The following is a 20,159-nucleotide window of genomic DNA, read 5'->3' as shown; positions in this document are numbered from 1 at the left end:
TGTTGACGTATCAGTTTCCGAAAAGGTTGTTCAGCAGGTTGTTGATGGCATTTTCAAAACCGCCACCCTGTCGGCGTCGCTGCTGTTGCGGCTGAGCTGTCCGCACCGGGGGGTCCGGGGCCAGCATGGGCAGCGGCGTGGGCGTCATACCTTCGGTCACGCGCAGCATGGTTTCCCGCCATATCTCGGCAGGCAAACCACCACCCGTCACGCCGGACAGGGGCGTGTTGTCATCATACCCCATCCACACACCGGCCACATAATCCGCCGTGAACCCAATAAACCAGGCATCGCGCGCCGCCTGGGTCGTGCCAGTCTTGCCTGCCACCTGCCACCCCGGTAGCTGTGCGCGTCCACCGGTGCCTTCGGACACCACCCGCTCCATCATCCAGGTCAGTTGCTTGGCAGCCTTGTCGTTGATCACCCGTTCGCCGATGCCGGTTGTCGTCACCATCACGGGCGTTTCATCCCCCAGCAGCTTAAGCTCAGACAACCCGTATGGCTCGACCGCGGAACCGCCGTTGAGGATACCGGCATAGGCCCCGGTCATCTCGATCAGTGTGCTTTCCGACGCACCCAGCGCCAGGGCCGGACCCTGCGCCAGATCGCTTTCAATACCAAATTCGCTGGCTACCGTGCGGACATTATCCAGCCCTGCAACCTCGGCCGCTTTGACCGCCGGGATGTTCAACGAATTCTTCAGCGCATCCGCAAGGGTGACCCGACCGTAGAACTTGTTGGTATAGTTCTTGGGGCACCACTGGCCCGAACCTGGAATATTGACGCAATACGGTTCGTCCACGACTGTATCCAGCGGGGAATAGCCCAATTCCAGCGCCGTGGCATAGACGAAGGGCTTGAAGGACGACCCGGTTTGGCGCAGCGCCTGCGTTGCACGGTTGAACGCGCCGGATACGCGTGTTTTGCGCCCGCCGACCATTGCGCGCACGGCACCATCCGCAGACATCACAACAATCGCGGCCTGCGCCTTGGACCCTTCGCGAACCTTTTCCTGAAAGATGTATTTCAGCGCCTCTTCCGCCGATTTCTGAAGCCGTTGATCCAGCGTGGTGCGGATAACGACGTCATCTCTGGTGTTCGTGCCAAAATAGCTTGGCAATTCGGTGATGACCCAATCGGCAAAATACCCACCAGCCTGCGCCGCGGCTGCATCGGACAACTGGGCAGGGGTGTTGCGCGCAGTGCTGGCCTGGGCAGTGGTCAGATAATCCTGATCCTCCATCAACCCAATGACCAAGCGCGCCCGGTTTTGCGAACGTTGCAGGTTATTTGTCGGCGCATAGCGTGTCGGTGCAACCAGCAGACCCGCCAGCATCGCCGCCTGCGCCGGGTTCACCTCAGCCGCTGAGATGCCGAAATAGCGCTGGCTTGCGGCTTCGAACCCACGCGCGCCTGCGCCAAGGAATGCGCGGTTCAGATAGATCGTGAGGATTTCGTCCTTTGAGTATTTGACCTCCATCGCGATGGCATAGACCGCCTCTTTGGCCTTGCGCCACAACGAACCCTGACGGCAATCCGCCTCATAGGCGGCTTCGGAGTCCCATTCGCCTGGAACATATGGCACACCCAGACACAGAAGTTTTGCGGTTTGCTGCGTGATCGTCGATCCGCCATGCCCTGACAATGGCCCGCGCCCTTCGCTCAGGTTGATGCGTACGGCACTGGCAATACCGCGCGGGCTCACCCCGAAATGCCGGTAGAATCGTTTATCCTCGGTGGCGACGACGGCATTTTTCAAATGCGGTGAGACGGTATCCGCCGTAATGACGCCACCAAACTGATCGCCACGCCAGGCAAAGACATCTCCGTTGCGGTCCAGCAATGTGACCGAGCCACGCGCGCGCCCATCCAGCAAGGCATCCAGATCGGGCAGCGACGTGTAAACCACCCCGACGGCCAGCGCCAACAGCATGGCGGCGACTGCACCGACGCGCCACGTCACGCTCCAGATCAGCCGCACGGCCCAGCGAAAGAGGCGGCGAAATAAGCCGCCTCCGCCACCGGATTTCTTGCGCGTCTTTTTTCGGGTGGTTCTGCGCGCAGCCGTTTTGCGCGCAACCGCCTTCTTGCCCGCGGGTTTCGCCGTTCGTTTGGTCGCTGCGGGCCTGCGCCCTTTCGACGGGTATCTTTTGTCCGCGACAAGCGGTGTCTTGCGGCGCCTGGACTCAGTCATGCTCAAACTCTGCCCGGTTATCGTTTTGAGGCACAATACCCCGCAATGGCGATGAAGTAGAGGTCTGAATTTCCGTCAAATCGCCTCATCACTTCGCCTAATTTTTAGTCATTCATATATTTTTGTGCAAAAATTGTGCACCTTGCCCCCAGTTTGCCCCCTATAGCGGCCTCTAACCGTTCCTTACTGCGGTCAGTCACGCTCTTTTTCTGCAAGTGCAAAACAGACCGGACGGACCCGGAAAGCAGAGGGGATAAACGTGAAACTGATTATTGCGACAATCAAGCCGTTCAAGCTTGAGGAGGTGCGCGAGGCACTGACCAACGCAGGCGTACGCGGCATGATGGTGACCGAAATCAAGGGCTTCGGCTCGCAATCGGGTCACACAGAAATCTATCGTGGCGCAGAATATGCCGTGAATTTCGTACCGAAGATCAAACTGGAAATCGTGGTGCCTGCCACGATGGCCGACCAGATCGTCGAAACCATCACAAAAACCGCCAAGACCGGCAAGATCGGCGACGGCAAGATTTTCGTCCTCGAAGTTGAGCAAGCCATGCGCGTGCGGACCGGGGAAACGAACGAAGAGGCGCTTTGAGCGCCGCCATTCACAACATTCGAGGACTGACAATGAACCTGATGAAATCTCTCATCCCTGCTGCCGCGATCGTCGCGCTGCCGCAGATGGGTCTTGCGCAAGAGGCCACCGCGACCGGAGAGCCCGCGCTGCACACCCAGTATATCTTTACCACGCTGCTGTTCCTGATGGCGGGTTTCCTGGTGTTTTTCATGGCCGCAGGCTTTGCAATGCTGGAAGGCGGCCTGGTACGCTCGAAGAACGTAGCCATGCAGATGACCAAAAACGTGGCGCTGTTTTCACTTGCCGCGATCATGTACTGGCTGATCGGCTTCAACCTTATGTATCCCGGCGACGGCTGGACAATCGGCGGCTGGGTCGGACCGTTCTTTTCAACCACTGTTCTTGATCCGGTCGGTGTACCCGCCGAGGAAGCAGCGCTGGATTACGCGTCCATCGGATCGGACTTTTTCTTCCAGTTGGTCTTTGTGGCCGCGACCGCATCCATCGTGTCGGGTGCCGTGGCTGAGCGTATCAAGCTCTGGCCGTTCCTGATTTTCGTCATCTTGCTGACAGGTGTCATGTACCCGATCTCGGGGTCGTGGCAGTGGGGTGGCGGCTGGCTGTCCGAAGCTGGTTTCTCCGACTTCGCCGGTTCGACCGTCGTTCACTCCGTCGGTGGCTGGGCGGCTCTTGCTGGCTGCATCATCCTTGGCCCGCGGATCGGAAAGTACAAAGATGGCAAGGTTCATCCGATCCCCGGTTCGAACCTGGCTTTGGCGACCCTGGGTACGTTCATCCTGTGGCTGGGCTGGTTCGGCTTCAACGGCGGCTCGCAACTGGCGATGGGCACCGTGGGTGACGTATCCGACGTGTCGCGCATCTTTGCCAATACCAACATGGCAGCCGCTTCGGGCGCTGTCGCAGCCCTGCTTCTGTCGCAGATTCTGTACAAAAAGCCTGACCTGACCATGGTGTTGAACGGTGCACTTGCCGGTCTGGTTTCGATCACGGCCGAGCCGCTGGCCCCGACCCTGTTCGGTGCCCTTTGGATCGGTGCAGTTGGCGGCGTGATCGTCGTGCTGGCGATCCCCATGCTGGACAAGTTCAAAATCGACGACGTGGTTGGTGCGATCCCGGTTCACCTGTTCGCGGGTATCTGGGGCACCATCGCCGTGATCTTCTACGGTGAGGCGAACCTTATCACCCAGCTGACCGGTATCGTCGCATATGGCGTGTTTACCTTCGTCGGTGCCCTGATCCTGTGGAGCGTGCTGAAGGCGACCTTGGGCATCCGCGTCAGCGAGGAAGAAGAGATCAACGGTCTCGACATGGCGGAACTGGGTATGGAAGCCTATCCGGAATTCTCCAAAGGCTAAGCGTTAGCCACGCGCAGACAAAAAAACCCGGGCGTTCGCGCCCGGGTTTTCTTTTTGTGATCAGGGTGGCTTAAACGCCAACCTCGACAATCGCCTTCGCCAGGATCGGCACGGTTGTCGCGTTCAGCCCGGCAATGTTCAGGCGGCTGTCACCGATCATGTAAATACCATGATCTACGCGCAGTTTCTCGACCAACTCAGGCGCTGCACCCAGACGCGAGAACATGCCCCGGTGCTGAGCGACAAAGCCGAAACGATCAGAACCGGCCAGGCGCTGCAACTCGTCCGCCAAATGCTGTCGCAGTCCCAGCATGGACAGGCGGACCTCTTCCAGCTCGGTCGCCCAATCCGCACGCAGGGCATCGTCGTTGAGGATCGTGGTCACAACGCGCGCGCCATGATCGGGTGGGAAGGAATAGTTCTGGCGGTTCAAAAACGCCAGTGTCGCCTGATTCAGGGCCGTTTGCCCCGCGTCATTGCTGATCGCCATCAGCAGACCAGTGCGTTCGCGGTATACGCCGAAGTTCTTTGAACAGGAGGCTGCAATCAGGCATTCCTTGACCGAGGATGCCACCAGCCGCGCGCCTTGCGCGTCTTCTTCCAGACCGTCGCCGAAGCCCTGATAGGCAATGTCTATCATCGCCACCAGACCACGCTCGTTGATTAGGTTCACAACCTCTTGCCACTGGACCATATTCAGATTTGCGCCGGTCGGGTTATGGCAGCAGCCGTGCAGCAGGACAACGTCGCCCGCCTTGGTGGTTTTCAGGTCCTCAATCATGCCGTCGAAGTCGACACCGCGCGTTTCATCATCGAAATAGCGGTACTGAACCGTCTCGATCCCCAGATAGTTCAGGATCGACAAATGGTTCGGCCATGTTGGGTTAGACACAAACACGCGGGCCGAAGGATTGGCCATGCGGATCATCTCAAACGCCTGACGGCAGGCGCCTGTACCTCCGGGGGTTGCCACGGCCGCGATATTGGCACGCGGCACCGAGGCCCCAAGGATCAGACCGATCATCGCATCGGCATAAGCGGGATCACCGGCCAGACCGGTATAGGCCTTGGTCTCCTGCTCTTCCAGAATACGTTTTTCGGCAGCTTTCACCGCCCGCATGACCGGTGTGATACCCTCGGCGTTCTTATAGACGCCAACACCCAGATCAATCTTATTGTCGCGCGGGTCTTCGCGGTACATCTGCATCAGCGCCAGGATCTTGTCGGCGGGCTGCGGTTTGAGGTTCTCGAACATCAGATCTCTCCGGTTGCGACGGGCAGGGTTGGGAAGGCACCCCATTCGGCCCAGGAGCCGTCATAAAGCGAATGGTCTTTCTTGCCCATGCGTTCCAGCGCAAGGCTGAGGATCGCAGCCGTTACACCCGATCCGCAGGACGTAATAGCAGGTTTCGACAGATCGACACCTGCGGCCTCGAATATGGCACGGCATTCGTCAGGTGATTTCATCGTACCATTTTTATTGAGCAAATTGCCAAACGGCACGTTTCGCGACCCCGGAATGTGGCCGGATCGCAGGCCTTCTCGCGGCTCGGCCTCGGCCCCAGCAAAACGGCCTGCCGAGCGGGCGTCTATGATCTCGTGATCCGCCAGTTTCGCGGCGGCTGAAACCTGCGTCACGTCGCGCACCAGATGATTTTGCACACGCACGGTCATATGGCGGTCACGGATGACGGGGGGCAGGTCTTCGACCTCGCGCCCTTCGGCCTGCCACTTGGGGAAACCGCCGTCCAGAACGGCCACGTTTTCCTGCCCCATCAGCCGGAACAGCCACCAAACCCGCGCGGCGGACATTAGCCCGGCGCCGTCATAGACCACGACCTGATGACCATCGCCCACACCCATCGCCCGCAAGCGCGACATGAACTTTTCAACCGGCGGAGCCATGTGCGGCAGGTCCGAGCGCAAGTCCGAAATCTCGTCAATATCGAAGAACCGCGCGCCCGGGATGTGACCCGCGTCATATTCCGCCTTGGCGTCCCGCCCTTGTTGCGGCAGATACCAAGATCCGTCCAGCACCCGCAGATCCGGGTCTTTGATATGGGCGGCAAGCCATTCGGTTGAAACGAGGGTTTTTGGATCGTCCTGCATCAAAGCCTCCCCAAAGCGCGGTTGGGTTTTCCCTATACGCGCAGGCATGCGGGTTCAAGGCTGGAAGGGGGTTTGCAGGCTTAACCCGTGCGGCGAAGCCGAAAAAACTGAACGATCCCGATCAGGCTGATCAGAATCCAGAACCCTTCGATCAGCATCGAGGCCAGATTGAAGTTCTCAAGCAGCGAATAGACGATCAGAATGGACCCGGCGAGGTTCAGGACCGGAAAGGCTAGGTCATTGGAATTCATCATCCGCATCTGCGTGGCGAAATAGGCGGCTACAACGACCAGCGCCCCAAAAGACCCAATGGCATCTGCCAGCGTCAGACTGTTCAGCAATGCGGCCATACTTTACCCCTTGAATCAGCCGATCGCGGCCAGAGCGTCTAGCTGCGCGTAGTGGTGCATATTCAGAAACGCCGCGCCCTGATCACCGGCACGGTAGCCATGCGGTAAATCGGCGGCGAACCGAAGCCCTTGCCCGGCCTGCAACGGAACCCATTCGCCATCGCGCAGAATCTCAAGCGATCCATGCAGGACAAAAACCTCTTCGGTCACGCCAGTGGCGTGGGCTGCGGATTCGTGGCTCTGGTTTGGCGCAAGATCAACATGAAAGGTTTCGGCCCGCAGCGCGGGATCAAAGGGAAACACGATCTTGACCTCAAGACTGCCGGGGAAAGTCACGGTACGAAACACGTCCGAACTGGGCGTTTCCCGCAGCGTTTCCGACCCGATGAGCGCGCCCAGCGGCAGTTGAAACCCTTTTGCGATCTTCCACAGCGTTGCGATGGTCGGGCTGGATTCGCCGCGCTCGATCTGGCCCAGCATTGCTTTGCTGACACCGGTCATCTCTGCCACTTTGGATAGGCTCAAGCCCGCGGCGGCCCGCACATCCCTGAGCTTCAGTGTGATTTCGTCCGGTGCCATCTTCATCGTCTTTCAAATCCCCTTGTGCGTTATAGCGCACATGTGGTACGTGCGTTATAGCGCACATATCCCGCATATCGCAACCGGGGCAAAAGGGAAACAGCATCATGCCAATGTACCGATCCAGAACCTCCACTCATGGCCGCAACATGGCCGGTGCCCGCGGCCTGTGGCGTGCCACAGGCATGACCGAAAGCGATTTCGGCAAGCCAATCATCGCCATCGTCAACTCATTTACCCAGTTTGTGCCCGGCCACGTGCATCTGAAGGATCTGGGCCAGATGGTTGCGCGCGAAGTTGAGGCCGCAGGCGGTGTTGCCAAGGAATTCAACACCATCGCGGTGGATGACGGTATCGCCATGGGGCATGACGGCATGTTGTACTCACTGCCGTCGCGCGAAGTGATCGCGGACTCGGTCGAATACATGGTCAACGCGCATTGTGCCGATGCGATGGTCTGTATCTCGAACTGCGACAAGATCACGCCCGGCATGCTGATGGCCGCGATGCGCCTGAACATCCCAGCGATCTTTGTCTCGGGCGGACCGATGGAAGCTGGCAAGATCGAAATCGAAGATCTGGAAGCCAAGAAGATTGACCTCGTCGATGCTATGGTTGCCGCCGCTGACGACAGGTTCACCGATGAGCAGGTTCAGCACATCGAAGAGAACGCCTGCCCGACCTGCGGGTCGTGCTCGGGCATGTTTACCGCGAACTCGATGAACTGCCTGGCCGAGGCGCTGGGTCTGGCCCTGCCGGGCAACGGCTCGACCCTGGCCACGCATTCTGACCGCAAAGAGCTGTTCCTTGAAGCCGGTCGCCGGATCGTTGAAATCACCAAACGTCACTATGAGCTGGACGAAAAGGGCTTCCTCCCGCGCGAGATCGCCACGTTCGATGCCTTCGAAAACGCGATGAGCCTGGATATTGCCATGGGTGGATCCACCAACACCGTTCTTCACCTGCTGGCCATTGCCAATGAAGGCGGCGTCGACTTCACGATGAGCGACATGGACCGCCTGAGCCGTAAGGTGCCCTGCCTGTGCAAGGTCGCGCCCAACACCGAGAACGTACATATGGAGGACGTCCACCGCGCCGGAGGCATCTTCTCGATCCTCGGCGAACTCAGCCGGGCCGGGTTGTTCCACGAGCATTGCAGCACTGTTCACACACCGACCATGGGTGAGGCGATTGCCAACTGGGACATCACGGTTGCCAATAACCCCAAGGCACAGGATCTGTTCAAGGCGGCCCCGGGCGGTGTGCGTACCACTCAGGCTTTCAGCCAGTCGAACCGATACAAAGAGCTGGACACCGATCGTGAAAACGGCGTCATCCGGACCAAGGAACACGCCTTCAGTCAGGATGGCGGTCTGGCCGTTCTGTTCGGCAACATCGCGCGTGACGGATGTATCGTAAAAACCGCGGGCGTGGATGAAAGCAGCCTGACATTCACCGGTTCAGCCTATGTCTGCGAAAGCCAGGATCAGGCAGTCAACGACATTCTGACCGGCAAGGTCAAAGAGGGCGACGTCGTGGTGATCCGCTATGAAGGCCCGCGCGGCGGTCCGGGAATGCAAGAGATGCTGTACCCAACATCGTACCTTAAATCCAAAGGACTGGGCAAAGCCTGCGCCCTGCTGACTGATGGTCGGTTCTCGGGCGGCACGTCGGGCCTGTCGATCGGCCACGTCTCACCCGAAGCCGCCGAGGGCGGTGAGATCGGGCTGGTGCAGAACGGGGATAGGATTGAGATCGATATCCCCAACCGGACGATCCATCTGGCCGTGTCCGACGAAGAACTGGCCGAACGCCGCAAGGCGCAGGACGCAAAAGGATGGGAGCCTGCCCAGCCGCGCAAACGCAAGGTGTCCACGGCGCTAAAAGCCTATGCGAAGCTGACCACCAGCGCGGCGAAAGGTGCCGTGCGTCAGGTCTGATCTCAACCGGTCCGCGCCACGTGGACCGGACGATCACCCAAATCCCAAAGGCTCCCGCGTCTGACCGGCACCATCGGCTTCGCCGATGCTTCCATCAGTCTTGGGCCGGGCGCCGCGCTGCGCGCGGCGCCCGGCCCAACCAGAGAAGATGTCTCGCCAGAGACATTGACGATGGGCGGGAGCGCCCCGGCCTGTTGGGGCAGACTAGATCAATCGCCCAGTTTCGCGTGGATCTCGTCCAGGTCAATCTCACCCACCGGCATCTTGTTTGCCGGGTTTTCGAAATCGTATCTGAACAGCTCGAAATCCTGTTTGTAGATTTCATAGACCAGGTGCATCGACAGATCGTCGAAATAATCCTCGACCGGATGCGCGCGTTTGGGGCCGTGCCCTTCGGATTCATTGAATCGCGGGATTTCGGACAGGGTCACGGGATGTGGGGTTTCCAGCGCATCAAGCACGCCCTGCATCCCATCGTTGAACTTTTCGGTCCAGAAAATTCGATCGTATCGCCCGCCGTTTACAATGAAAGTGGAAACGTGACCCGACATGGCCGACCAGTGAATGTCGGGATCCATTGGCCGACGCCAGCGGATCGTATCCCGCGCAAACAGCAGGAACCGGCGAAAGCTGGCGATCTGATCGAATTCTCCCTTGCCGTCGTCTCCACCAACTTCGATCCCGTAATTATAGATCAATGTCGGCACCAAATTGCCACGATACCGGCTGCCATTCCGCTGAATGCCGCAAATCTTATCGAAGAATGAGCTGAGTATCCGCGTGTACGGATTGCGCACACAGGTAAACGAGTACGACGTATGCTCGCGCACAGTTTTCGAAATCCGGTCCTGACTGTCAGCAAAGGCCCATTTGTGCAGCCCATGCGTAGCGTCGTGAATGTCCCCGTCGAAAAATCGGCCATGATCCGAGTAGTACATGATCTGGCCAATGGTCGAGCAGGCACATTTCGGCACGACCCTATAGATCATGCTTTCACTTTCGGTCATCCAAACACCGGGAAAACCCATCTGCTGTGCCTCCTCAACGTGTAGGAACTCGCAACGCACTTCTGCTCTGGTTGCCAAAGAACCAAAATTAATCTGTTTATTCAATCGCTCATCCTCAGTATCAGGGTGTAAACAGGCAGAAACGGACATCGCAGACACAAGATGGCAAGGATTGCCTATATTCTATTGTGCCATAAAGACCCTGACGCGATTGTTGCGCAGGCCGAGCAGCTGACGGCCGCAGGCGACTGCATGGCGATACACTTTGATGCACGGGCCAGTACGCAGGCCTATGACCGCATTCGCAACGCCCTGAAAGACAACCCAAATGTGGCTTTCGCTGCCAATCGCGTAAAATGCGGCTGGGGCGCGTGGTCCCTGGTGCAAGCAACCCTGAATGCCGTGCAGGTTGCGGTCGATACGTTCCCAAGGGCCACGCATTTCTACATGCTGTCCGGTGACTGTATGGCCATCAAAACCGCCGAGTATGCGCATTGGTTTCTGGACCACAACGAAAGAGATTTCATCGAAAGTCACGATTTCTTTGCCAGCAACTGGATCAAAACCGGCATGAAAGAGGACCGGCTGATCTATCGCCACTTTTTTAATGAACGCACTCAGAGCACGCTTTTTTACGCCTCATATAGCCTTCAGAAACGGTTTGGGCTGAAGCGCGACATTCCGGCTGATCTTCAGATCATGATCGGCAGCCAGTGGTGGTGTCTGCGTCGCCGCACGATTGAGATGATCCTCGATTTCCTGCAAAAGCGCACGGACGTGATCCGGTTTTTCTCGACCACATGGATACCGGACGAAACATTTTTCCAAACCCTTGTCCGCCACCTGATCCCAAAGGAAGAGATCGAGAACCGCACCCCAACCTTTCTGATGTTCTCAGACTATGGAATGCCGGTGACCTTCTACAACGACCACTATGACATGCTGCTGGGACAAAACTACCTGTTCGCCCGGAAGATCAGCCCCCAAGCGCATGAGTTGAAGGACCGGTTGGGCGCGCTTTATGCCAGCGAAGGGGTCGAATTCAAAATCTCGGATGAGGGGCGAAACCTCTACAGCTTTCTGACCGGACGTGGCCGTGTTGGCCGCCGTTTCGGGCAACGGTTCTGGGAGGCGGGCAATACGTTGGGGTCCGAGCGTCAGATATTGCTGATCGCCTGCAAGAAATGGCATGTGGCCAAGCGTCTTGTTCATCAAATCAGGTCCGAGACAGAAATCCCCTGCATCGAATATCTGTTCAACGAAGAGGGTGCGCCCCTGCCCGATCTGGGTGGTATCGAGGCGACGCTGGAGAAACGCTCGCGCCACCGCCGGGCGGTCCTGCGTATGTTGTTCGACCATTTTGGCGCCAGCAAGCTGGTGCTCTGCGTCGATCCCGCCAATCTCGATATCATTCAGGATTTCTGTGCCGACCAGGCCGAAACGCACGTGCTTGAGATCGAGTGCGAATATTCCGACGACTACCTGATCGGACATGCCCGCCGGGTTGGTCTGGCCGGTGAAAACAGCCCGACGGAAACTGTGGCCCGCCTTGTGCCAGCTTTGCGCAACGCGTTGGCCCACGAATCCGAGTTGATCCGGGGAGCAGGTTTCAGTGGATACTCACTTATGAGAGAAACCAACACAAAAGCCGAGAACGGGGCGGCGATCGCCGAGTTTCTAGGTGTGTCGAATGAACAGGCAAATTCCGTCCTGCGGCTGGACTACTTGTTCGCGGATTGATCCGGCGGCACTTGTCGACGCCGCCGGACCGTTGATCAGATATCGAACTTCACGCCCTGCGCCAGCGGTAGTTCAGCGGAATAATTCACCGTATTGGTTTGACGTCGCATATACGCCTTCCATGCATCAGACCCGCTTTCGCGCCCGCCGCCAGTTTCTTTTTCGCCGCCGAATGCGCCACCGATCTCGGCCCCTGATGGTCCGATATTGACGTTGGCGATACCGCAATCTGACCCGGCGGCGGTCAGGAACTGTTCGGCCTCACGCATGTTCAGGGTAAACACACACGAGGACAGACCCTGCGGCACGTCATTTTGCATCTCGATCGCGTAGTCGAAGTCGTCATACCCCATGACATAAAGGATCGGGGCAAAGGTTTCGGTTTTCACCACCGAGGTCTGGTTTGGCATCTCGACGATTGCAGGTTCCATGTAAACGCCGTCTGGAACACCTTTGGTCACGCGATTGCCGCCAAAGACTTGCCCACCTTCGGCCGCTGCGGCCTTCAACGATTCGGTCATCGCTTCACCCGCGGCTTCGTCTACCAGGGGACCGACCAGCGTGCCTTGGTCCAGCGGGTTGCCGATCGGCAGACCGGCATAGGCTTTTTTCAAGCGACTCAACAGCTCTTCTCGGATCGCGTTATGGACGATCAGGCGGCGCAGTGAGGTACACCGCTGACCAGCCGTCCCAACGGCCGAGAACACAATCGCCCGCACTGCCATTTCCAGATCGGCCGATGGGCCAACGATCATGGCGTTGTTTCCACCCAATTCCAGAATGCACTTGCCGAACCGCTGCGCCACGACCGGTGCAACAGCGCGGCCCATACGGGTGGATCCGGTGGCGGAGAGCACGGGCACGTCTTCGCTCGCCACGAGCGCCTCGCCCAGCGCGGCGCCACCGATCACCGTTTGCAGCAGATGGTCGGGCGCATCGCCAAACCGCGCCAGCGCGCGCTCGAATATCTTCTGGCAGGCCATCGCCGTGAGCGGAGTCTTCTCGGACGGCTTCCAGATCACCGTATCACCACAGACCAGTGCAATCGCCGCGTTCCATGACCAGACCGCAACCGGGAAGTTGAAGGCCGAGATTACGCCGACCGGACCCGCCGGGTGCCATGTCTCCATCATCCGATGACCCGGACGCTCGGAAGCTATAGTCAGACCATAAAGCTGGCGCGACAGACCAACGGCAAAGTCGCAGATGTCGATCATCTCCTGCACTTCGCCCAAACCTTCGGATGTGATCTTGCCCGCCTCCCAACTCACCAAGGCACCAAGGTCATCTTTGGCAGCGCGCAATTCTTCACCCAGAAGGCGGATCAATTCTCCGCGGCGAGGGGCCGGAACCGTGCGCCATGCCTTGAAGGCCGCCTTGGACCGGGCAAAAACAGCCTCCATCTCGGCTTCGGGCGTTTGATGCACCTCAGCCAGAACACTGCCGTCGATGGGTGAGGTCACTTTGAGCGTACCGCCTGTCAGCTCGGCCTTGGACAGGTCCAGGTTTGCAAGTGTGGTTTGCGCAGTCATCACAATGTCTTTCATATCTCAGGCCGCCTTGTTCTGATTGGTTTCGTCGCCGGCGCGATACAGCCGGCCAAATTCGGTGTTGAGAAAGTCGGACAGTTTCACTTGTTCCTGTCGAACAAACCCTTTGCTGGGCACGGCCCCGGTCCGCATCAGGTCAACCACGCCCAGAACGCCAGCGGCAGTGGTGATCTGAATGGCGCTCCAGACCTGCCCGTTAAGGCTACGCGCAAAGGATTTGTTGATCAGGGATTTCTCGCGCAGCGCCCCGTCGATCATGCCCTTTGCGGTACAATAAACCAGAACTACATCCTGATCCGTGCGCGGCAGCGCGGTTTCAAAGATGTCCTTCAGCAAATCGCGGCGGCGCTCCAGCCCCAGATCCTTGAGCAGCAGCTTCAGGATATCGCAATGCCCGGGATAACGGATCGAGCGATAGGACACTGCGCGCGCCTTGCCTTCCAACGTTTCAGGCAGCGTGCCCAAACCACCGGATGTGTTAAAGCATTCATACTCCACCCCGTCGTGGCCCAGGACCTCATAGTCTTCCAAAGGTGCGGTCTTTACACGTTCGCCATTCACGATGGCGTCGCAGGGGTTGCAGTATTCGTTGATCAACCCATCCGTGGACCACGTCAGATTGTATTTCAAAGCGTTGGTCGGATACAGCGGCAGGGCACCCACCCGCATGTGCAGGCTGTCAAGCTCATCAAACTCATCCGCCAGGGCAGCCCCTGCAATTCCGACGAAGCCCGGCGCAAGGCCACATTGTGGCATGAACGCTGTTTCGCTGTTTTCGGCCAAAGCGCGCACGGCATTGGTGGCGGCCACGTCTTCGGTCAGGTCGAAGTAGTTTGCGCCTGCGGTCTTGGCCGCCTTTGCAATTGTTGGCGTCAAAAAGAACGGAGCAGCCGAGATTACTGCATTGTACCCCGCCAATCCTTGCGCCAATTGCGCCTCATCCCCCACATCAATCTGCCGGGTTGCAATCCCTTGTTTGTTGAGAACCGCCAGCGCAGCCAAATCCCGATCGGCAACCGTGACCGAGTAATTGGAAGATGATTGCAGCAGGCTGGCGATCATCTGACCGATCTTACCTGCCCCTATGACACAAATACTCCAGCTCAAAACGCGCCTCCTTTTTTGATTTCTCAAAAGTATGAGGCTTGGGCTGTTCGAACCGCAGGGTCATTCTTGACGAAAGCGTCGAAAGTTACGTCATTATGCCGACCAATTCGGCGAAATGTCGGGGGCAGATAAAGATGGGCATGCGCAAGGCAAACCTCTGGTATGCCGAGGCAAAAGCGAGACTCCAAGCGAGGTTTGTTCCCCGAACACCCGCTTTTGGAGCCCTAAAGCGTGTAGCAGAGCCCACATGATGGCAGGCTGCGCCCAAGCCATGAACAAAGTTAGGGCGCCTGCCATATTGACCGGCGGCCTAACCCTCGGCGCTGAGTCCTTCGGTCGACAGGTCGTCCAATCGCGGCATCAAGCGAAGCAACTCACTGGCATATTCGGTCTGCGGATTGGCGAAGAGGCTGTTGGTCTCTTGCAATTCCACAACTTTGCCCTGTTTCATCACTGCGACCCGGTCGCACATCTGGCGCACCACGGGCAGGTCGTGGCTGATGAACAGGAGGGTCAGACCCAGATGTTCTTGCAAATCCTTCAGGATGTTCAGGATCTGCGCCTGTATCGATACGTCGAGGGCGCTTGTGGGCTCATCACAGATCAGGAAACGCGGTTGCGTGGCCAGCGCGCGGGCAATCGAAATTCGCTGACGTTGACCGCCCGAGAACTCATGCGGGTATTTCAGCCCCGCCTCATGTCCCAGCCCCACCTGATCCAGCAGCTCATCAACGCGGCGCTTGATATCGGCGCCGTCCATCAGACGGTGATGGCGGATGGGTTCTGCCACAATATCATCCACCCGCATACGCGGATTGAGCGAGGAATACGGATCCTGGAAAATCATCTGGATGTTCTTGCGATATGCATCCAGGGCCGCCCGGTTTTTCAGGTCGCTCACCACCTGCCCTTCGAACGTGATGGTTCCGCCATCCACCGGATACAGCCCCGCGATCATCCGGGCGACGGTAGACTTGCCCGAGCCGGACTCGCCCACGACACCAAAAACCTCACCCGCACGGATGTCAAAACTGACCTGATCCACTGCCGTGAAATAGGTGCGATCCCAAGGCAGCAGACCTTTGCGTTGCAGGAATTTCTTGGTCAGGTCGCGAATCTCGAACACTGGCTTGGAGGTGTCGTTGTCCACCTTCGGCCAGTGACGGGCCATATCCTCGATCGCGAAGCGCGTCTCACGCCCGCCATAGCTGATCTGCGGAAAGCGATGCAGCTTAAGCGTAGGGCGGGGTACAGCAGCAATGAGCGACTTGGTGTATTCATGGCTGGGACGCCCCATGACCTGTGACGTCGGGCCAGTCTCAACCACCTTACCCGCGTACATGACGGTAACTTTGTCGGTGGTGTCCGCGATTACACCCATGTCATGCGTAATCAGGATCACGCCGACCTGACGTTCGGTCGCCAGTTCCTTGATCAGATCCAGAATCTGCGCCTGAACTGAAACATCCAGCGCCGTCGTCGGCTCATCCGCGATAATCACATCCGGCTCGGTACATAGCGCCAGAGCAATCACCACGCGCTGCCGCATCCCGCCTGAGAATTGGTGCGGGTACTGATCCAATCGCGTATCGGGGTCAGGGATACCCACCCGGTCGATCAGGTCACGGGCGCGCTTGTTCGCCTCGGCGTCCGAACCGCCCAGATGGGCCTGTATCGTCTCTACCAACTGCTCACGCACCGTGAACAGCGGGTTCAGCGAGGTCAGCGGGTCCTGGAAGATCATCGAGATTTTCTTGCCACGCAGCCCGCGCATCGCCTCGGCATCCAGACCGCTGATCTGTTCACCGCTCAGCTTGATCGTGCCGCTGGCGATACGGCCGGGGCGATCCAGCAGGCCCATGATCGCGGCGCCTATGGTGGATTTACCAGCACCGGATTCGCCTACCAGACCGTGGATTTCACCGGGTTCGACCGACAGATCCACGTGGTCCACTGCAGTAAACAGCTGGCGGCGCGTCGGGAATTCGACCGTCAGGTCATTGATCGTCAGAAGGCTCATGAAATCACCGCAGCTTGGGGTTCAGCGCGTCGCGCAGCCAGTCGCCCAGTAGGTTCACTGACAACGCAAGCGCCAGAAGGGTGCAGGCCGGGAAGAACAGGATCCACCACTCACCTGAGAACAGGAAGCCTTGCCCGATACGGATCAAGGTTCCCAGCGACGGCTGGGTCGGCGGGGCACCGACGCCAAGGAAGCTGAGCGTTGCCTCGGCAATAATCGCCAGCGCCAGCGAGATCGTGGCGATTACCAGAACCGGGCTAAGCACGTTTGGCAGGATATGGCGGAACATGATGGGGATCGACCCACGCCCGATCAAACGGGCCGCTTGCACATATTCCTTGTTCTTCTCAACCAGCGCAGCACCCCTTACCACGCGGGCGAATTGCACCCAGTCGGACAGCGCGATGGCGATGATCAGCACATAGATTGCCATTTCATTCCGGTATTCAGGCGGGGTCACGCCCTTGGCGATACCAAAGATCAGCATGGCCACCAGAATGGCCGGAAACGTCAGCTGAACATCCGCGATGCGCATGATGATGGTTTCGGTCCAGCCGCCAAAGTAAGCGGCCATCAACCCCAGGATGACGCCAATGATCATCGCCAGAAGAACAGCCGAAACACCGACGAACAGCGAAATGCGCATGCCGTAAAGGATGGTCGAGAATACATCCCGCCCCTGATCGTCGGTGCCCATCAGGAATGTCTCTTGCGTGAATGCGTTTGGCGTCCTCGGGGGCGTAAATCCGTTCATCAGGTTCAGTGTTGCCGGATCAAACGGGTTATAGGGCGCGATCAGCGGTGCGAAAATCGCCGCCAACGCCAGTACAATCACCACAAGCGACGCAATGATCGCCACAGGCGAATGTCGAAACGACCACGCGAAATCGCTGTCCCAGAATTTGGCGAAACGCGATTTGGGCGCGGCTGTCGGGGTTTCGATGGTATCGGTCATGTGGCCCTCGCGTCGACACGCAGGCGCGGGTCAATGGCATAGTAGAGAAGATCGACAATCAGGTTGATCGTGACGAACATGACCGAGATCAGCATCAGATAAGCGGCCATGACGGGGATATCGACAAACTGAATCGCGTTGATGAACAACAGCCCCACACCGGGCCACTGGAACACCGTCTCGGTAATGATGGCAAAGGCGATGATCGAGCCCAGCTGCAAGCCCGTAATGGTGATCACCGGCACCAACGTGTTCTTGAGCGCATGGCGAAAGTTGATCACCCGGTCCGACAACCCTCGGGCGCGGGCGAAGCGGACGTAATCTGCGCGCATCACCTCAAGCATTTCCGACCGCACCAGCCGCATGATCAGCGTCATTTGATACAGACCCAGCGTGATCGCGGGCAGGATCAGTGCCTTGAGCCCCGAGGTCGTCAGAAACCCCGTGGACCAGTTGCCAATCATAACGGTCTCGCCCCTCCCGAAGCTGGGGAGGAGGTCAAGCTCAACCGAGAATATGTAGATCAGCAAGATGCCGATCAGGAAGGTGGGCAAGGATACTCCGATCAGGGACACCGTCATGATGACATTCGCCGCCACCCCTTGTCGTCGGATCGCCGTGAAGACCCCCAGTGCGATGCCCAGTGTGATCGCGAGGACACCGGAGACAAAGGCCAGTTCCAACGTCGCGGGCGCACGCTCGGCTATGATGGTGGAAACCGGGCGGCCCTGCCGATAAGACACACCGAAATTGCCCTGAACCGCGCCTTGCAGGAACTTGAAATACTGCACCGGGAATGGTTGATCCAACCCAAGCTCTGAACGCAGGCGGTCGATGTCGGCCTGTGTTCTTTCCTGCCCCAGCATGTTGTCGATCGGATCGCCGACAAAGCGGAACATTGAAAATGCTACCAGACCCACGACCAGCAGAACGATCACGGATTGGAACATCCTTCGGACAATATATGCGAACATTCACTTTTCCCCGTTGATCTGTCTGTCTAGGCCAGTGCTGACCAAGTGGTCAAGTTATCGCCAACATCCAGACGTCACGTTCCCGCCAATTAGTTTACCGTCACCCAGCGCAGCAGGAAGAAATTGTCCGGGCGTTGTGTCAGATCGATATTGCTGCGCGTCCCCCACAGCAACGGTTGGACATAAAGCGGCACATAAACCTGTTCTGCCTGAATGATCTGCGCGACCTCATCCAGCATGGCCTGCCGGTTTTCGGCGTCCAACTCTGATTGGATCAAAGGCAGCACCGCGTCGATCCGTTCATTCGAGAAACCGCCGAAGTTCCAGCTGCCCAGCTTTTTCTCTTCGTTGGGTGTTGCGACCAGGAATCTCACCGGATGTTCCGCATCAAAGGTCCCCGGGCTCCAGCCCAGCAGGTACATGTCGTAATTGTCCTCGCGCAGTTCGGGCCAGTAGTTGCGGACAGGCATGGCGTCCAGCTCTGCTGTAATCCCGATCTGTGCCAGCATGCTGGCAACAGCCTGGCAGACCGCTTCATCATTCAGGTAGCGGTCATTGGGACATTTCAGACCGAAAGAGAATCCATCGCCATAGCCTGCCTCGATCAGCAAGGCCTTAGCGGCGTCGATATCAAAGGCCGGGCGTTCGGCATTGGCCTGCGAATACCCGCTCATCGCCGGGCTGACGAGTTGCGAGGCTGCTTCGGCATTCCCACGCATGATGGTGGCGAGGATTGCATCGACATTCACAGCATGCGCTACGGCCTTCCGCACGCGCGGATCGCGGAATGGGTTCGGTTTCCCCTCATCCCCGGTGTATTTCAGCGTCTCGGCCTCATGATCGAATCCCAGCATAATGACGCGCGCCTCAATGCCCTGAATGACATCAACACCGTCGCTGCCCTGCAAGCGTGCCACGTCCTGAATTGGCACCGGGTTGATCATATCCACGTCACCTGACAGGAGGGCCGCAACGGCGGTGGCAGGGTTCTGGATCGGGGTAAACTCGGCGCGGGTGATGTTGTGTTCAGCTTTACCCCACCATCCTGCGAACGGCTCAAGTACAGTGCGAAGTCCCGGTTCGCGCGCGGTAACTTTGAATGCGCCGGTGCCATTGGCGTTCAGCGTGGCATAATTTCCCGTTTCCTTGTCGGGCACAGTGGCGTAATTGGCCTCGGTCCAGCCTTGATCCATGATCATCCAGTTAGCGATAGACGACGGGAACAGCGGGTTCGGGGCGGTGGTCAGAAAATCGACGGTATACTCGTCAACGACCTTCACCTCACGGATCGGAGCGAACCAGCTACGGGTATCCGCCGCCTCGCCCGAGGCGCGCTCATAGCTGAACAGAACGTCCTGCGCATCAAATGTGCTGCCATCATGAAAGGTCACACCCTCGCGCAGATTGAACCGCCAACCTTCGCCGTCACCGATTGGTTCCCAGCTGACCGCAAGGGCTGGTTCCACCTGCATGTCCTTATCGCGGCGCACAAGCCCTTCGTAGACGTTGTTGAGAAAGCCAAGAACCGGAGCAGAGTTAACCGCGTGCGGGTCCATCGTCTGCGGATCGGTGGTCGAGGCCCATTTGAACTCGGCGGCCTGAGCGCTGGTGGCGATAAGCATCGCGAGACCAACGGCGCTGTTTCTGAAGATCATGGCGGAACTTCCCTATGTGCCCC

At 58.4% G+C, this 20,159-nt stretch carries 16 protein-coding genes; 4 read left to right on the top strand and 12 right to left on the bottom strand.

Annotation, left to right across the window (positions count from 1 at the left end; translation table 11 throughout):
* Positions 1 to 10: 10 nt before the first annotated feature.
* A complete protein-coding gene (locus tag AVO44_RS15090; RefSeq protein ID WP_068338427.1) occupies positions 11 to 2,194 on the bottom strand; it encodes a transglycosylase domain-containing protein in 2,184 nt (727 codons plus the stop codon).
* A gap of 259 nt (positions 2,195 to 2,453) precedes the next feature.
* Between AVO44_RS15090 and AVO44_RS15085 the strand changes: the two genes are divergently transcribed.
* Positions 2,454 to 2,792, top strand: a complete 339-nt coding sequence (locus tag AVO44_RS15085) for a P-II family nitrogen regulator (RefSeq protein WP_068338425.1) — start codon at positions 2,454 to 2,456, stop codon at positions 2,790 to 2,792.
* Between the two features lie 32 nt (positions 2,793 to 2,824).
* Complete coding sequence (locus tag AVO44_RS15080; RefSeq protein ID WP_068338423.1) at positions 2,825 to 4,150, top strand: ammonium transporter; 1,326 nt, start codon at positions 2,825 to 2,827, stop codon at positions 4,148 to 4,150.
* 70 nt (positions 4,151 to 4,220) lie between these two features.
* On the opposite strand, the gene AVO44_RS15075 is transcribed toward AVO44_RS15080, so the two are convergent.
* The 4 genes from AVO44_RS15075 to AVO44_RS15060 all read right to left on the bottom strand — a co-directional run bounded on the left by AVO44_RS15075 (position 4,221) and on the right by AVO44_RS15060 (position 7,188).
* Positions 4,221 to 5,405: an amino acid aminotransferase gene (locus AVO44_RS15075; protein WP_068338421.1), complete on the bottom strand. Its 1,185-nt coding sequence runs from the start codon at positions 5,403 to 5,405 to the stop codon at positions 4,221 to 4,223.
* Positions 5,405 to 6,259 carry a 3-mercaptopyruvate sulfurtransferase gene (sseA, locus tag AVO44_RS15070; RefSeq protein ID WP_068338419.1) on the bottom strand — a complete coding sequence of 285 codons (855 nt, stop codon included), beginning with the start codon at positions 6,257 to 6,259 and terminating at the stop codon, positions 5,405 to 5,407. The genes AVO44_RS15075 and sseA overlap by 1 nt, the downstream gene beginning before the upstream one ends.
* Positions 6,260 to 6,339: 80 nt before the next feature.
* Complete coding sequence (locus tag AVO44_RS15065; protein ID WP_068338417.1) at positions 6,340 to 6,609, bottom strand: CBU_0592 family membrane protein; 270 nt, start codon at positions 6,607 to 6,609, stop codon at positions 6,340 to 6,342.
* A gap of 15 nt (positions 6,610 to 6,624) precedes the next feature.
* Positions 6,625 to 7,188, bottom strand: a complete 564-nt coding sequence (locus tag AVO44_RS15060; RefSeq protein WP_068338933.1) for a helix-turn-helix domain-containing protein — start codon at positions 7,186 to 7,188, stop codon at positions 6,625 to 6,627.
* Positions 7,189 to 7,295: 107 nt separating this feature from the next.
* Between AVO44_RS15060 and ilvD the strand changes: the two genes are divergently transcribed.
* Positions 7,296 to 9,128 (top strand): dihydroxy-acid dehydratase, encoded by a 1,833-nt coding sequence (ilvD, locus tag AVO44_RS15055; RefSeq protein WP_068338416.1) that lies wholly within the window; start codon positions 7,296 to 7,298, stop codon positions 9,126 to 9,128.
* 209 nt (positions 9,129 to 9,337) lie between these two features.
* Here ilvD and AVO44_RS15050 read toward each other — a convergent pair whose 3' ends face one another.
* The gene (locus AVO44_RS15050) at positions 9,338 to 10,156 is read right to left on the bottom strand and encodes a sulfotransferase family protein (RefSeq protein ID WP_068338414.1); all 819 of its coding nucleotides are present in this window, start codon (positions 10,154 to 10,156) and stop codon (positions 9,338 to 9,340) included.
* 141 nt (positions 10,157 to 10,297) lie between these two features.
* Between AVO44_RS15050 and AVO44_RS15045 the strand changes: the two genes are divergently transcribed.
* Positions 10,298 to 11,875 (top strand): DUF5928 domain-containing protein, encoded by a 1,578-nt coding sequence (locus tag AVO44_RS15045; RefSeq protein ID WP_068338412.1) that lies wholly within the window; start codon positions 10,298 to 10,300, stop codon positions 11,873 to 11,875.
* Positions 11,876 to 11,910: 35 nt separating this feature from the next.
* Here the strand turns inward: AVO44_RS15045 and amaB are convergent, their stop codons facing one another.
* The 6 genes from amaB to AVO44_RS15015 form a co-directional block, all read right to left on the bottom strand.
* Positions 11,911 to 13,407 (bottom strand): L-piperidine-6-carboxylate dehydrogenase, encoded by a 1,497-nt coding sequence (gene amaB, locus AVO44_RS15040; protein ID WP_068338929.1) that lies wholly within the window; start codon positions 13,405 to 13,407, stop codon positions 11,911 to 11,913.
* An 18-nt stretch (positions 13,408 to 13,425) separates the two neighbouring features.
* Positions 13,426 to 14,532 (bottom strand): saccharopine dehydrogenase family protein, encoded by a 1,107-nt coding sequence (locus tag AVO44_RS15035; RefSeq protein ID WP_068338410.1) that lies wholly within the window; start codon positions 14,530 to 14,532, stop codon positions 13,426 to 13,428.
* Positions 14,533 to 14,842: 310 nt separating this feature from the next.
* Positions 14,843 to 16,552 carry an ABC transporter ATP-binding protein gene (locus tag AVO44_RS15030; protein ID WP_068338408.1) on the bottom strand — a complete coding sequence of 570 codons (1,710 nt, stop codon included), beginning with the start codon at positions 16,550 to 16,552 and terminating at the stop codon, positions 14,843 to 14,845.
* Between the two features lie 4 nt (positions 16,553 to 16,556).
* On the bottom strand, positions 16,557 to 17,507 hold the full coding sequence (locus AVO44_RS15025) for an ABC transporter permease (protein WP_068338406.1): 951 nt from the start codon (positions 17,505 to 17,507) through the stop codon (positions 16,557 to 16,559).
* Positions 17,504 to 18,481, bottom strand: coding sequence for an ABC transporter permease (locus AVO44_RS15020; RefSeq protein WP_068338404.1), 978 nt, complete (start codon positions 18,479 to 18,481; stop codon positions 17,504 to 17,506). The genes AVO44_RS15025 and AVO44_RS15020 overlap by 4 nt, the downstream gene beginning before the upstream one ends.
* An 89-nt stretch (positions 18,482 to 18,570) precedes the next feature.
* A complete protein-coding gene (locus tag AVO44_RS15015; protein WP_068338402.1) occupies positions 18,571 to 20,136 on the bottom strand; it encodes an ABC transporter substrate-binding protein in 1,566 nt (521 codons plus the stop codon).
* Positions 20,137 to 20,159: the final 23 nt, after the last annotated feature.

Source organism: Ruegeria profundi, assembly GCF_001507545.1.
Lineage (GTDB): Bacteria > Pseudomonadota > Alphaproteobacteria > Rhodobacterales > Rhodobacteraceae > Ruegeria > Ruegeria profundi.
The sequence above is the reverse complement of the archived record's forward strand: the minus strand, read 5'-3'. Positions and strand labels throughout refer to the sequence as shown.

Bases quoted from the DNA above. Each gene is read 5' to 3' on its own strand.
- AVO44_RS15090 (WP_068338427.1), bottom strand. From the start codon at position 2,194: ATGACTGAGTCCAGGCGCCGCAAGACACCGCTTGTCGCGGACAAAAGA.
- AVO44_RS15080 (WP_068338423.1), top strand. From the start codon at position 2,825: ATGAACCTGATGAAATCTCTCATCCCTGCTGCCGCGATCGTCGCGCTG.
- AVO44_RS15075 (WP_068338421.1), bottom strand. From the start codon at position 5,405: ATGTTCGAGAACCTCAAACCGCAGCCCGCCGACAAGATCCTGGCGCTG.
- sseA (WP_068338419.1), bottom strand. From the start codon at position 6,259: ATGCAGGACGATCCAAAAACCCTCGTTTCAACCGAATGGCTTGCCGCC.
- AVO44_RS15065 (WP_068338417.1), bottom strand. From the start codon at position 6,609: ATGGCCGCATTGCTGAACAGTCTGACGCTGGCAGATGCCATTGGGTCT.
- AVO44_RS15060 (WP_068338933.1), bottom strand. From the start codon at position 7,188: ATGGCACCGGACGAAATCACACTGAAGCTCAGGGATGTGCGGGCCGCC.
- ilvD (WP_068338416.1), top strand. From the start codon at position 7,296: ATGCCAATGTACCGATCCAGAACCTCCACTCATGGCCGCAACATGGCC.
- AVO44_RS15050 (WP_068338414.1), bottom strand. From the start codon at position 10,156: ATGGGTTTTCCCGGTGTTTGGATGACCGAAAGTGAAAGCATGATCTAT.
- AVO44_RS15045 (WP_068338412.1), top strand. From the start codon at position 10,298: ATGGCAAGGATTGCCTATATTCTATTGTGCCATAAAGACCCTGACGCG.
- amaB (WP_068338929.1), bottom strand. From the start codon at position 13,407: ATGACTGCGCAAACCACACTTGCAAACCTGGACCTGTCCAAGGCCGAG.
- AVO44_RS15030 (WP_068338408.1), bottom strand. From the start codon at position 16,552: ATGAGCCTTCTGACGATCAATGACCTGACGGTCGAATTCCCGACGCGC.
- AVO44_RS15025 (WP_068338406.1), bottom strand. From the start codon at position 17,507: ATGACCGATACCATCGAAACCCCGACAGCCGCGCCCAAATCGCGTTTC.
- AVO44_RS15020 (WP_068338404.1), bottom strand. From the start codon at position 18,481: ATGTTCGCATATATTGTCCGAAGGATGTTCCAATCCGTGATCGTTCTG.
- AVO44_RS15015 (WP_068338402.1), bottom strand. From the start codon at position 20,136: ATGATCTTCAGAAACAGCGCCGTTGGTCTCGCGATGCTTATCGCCACC.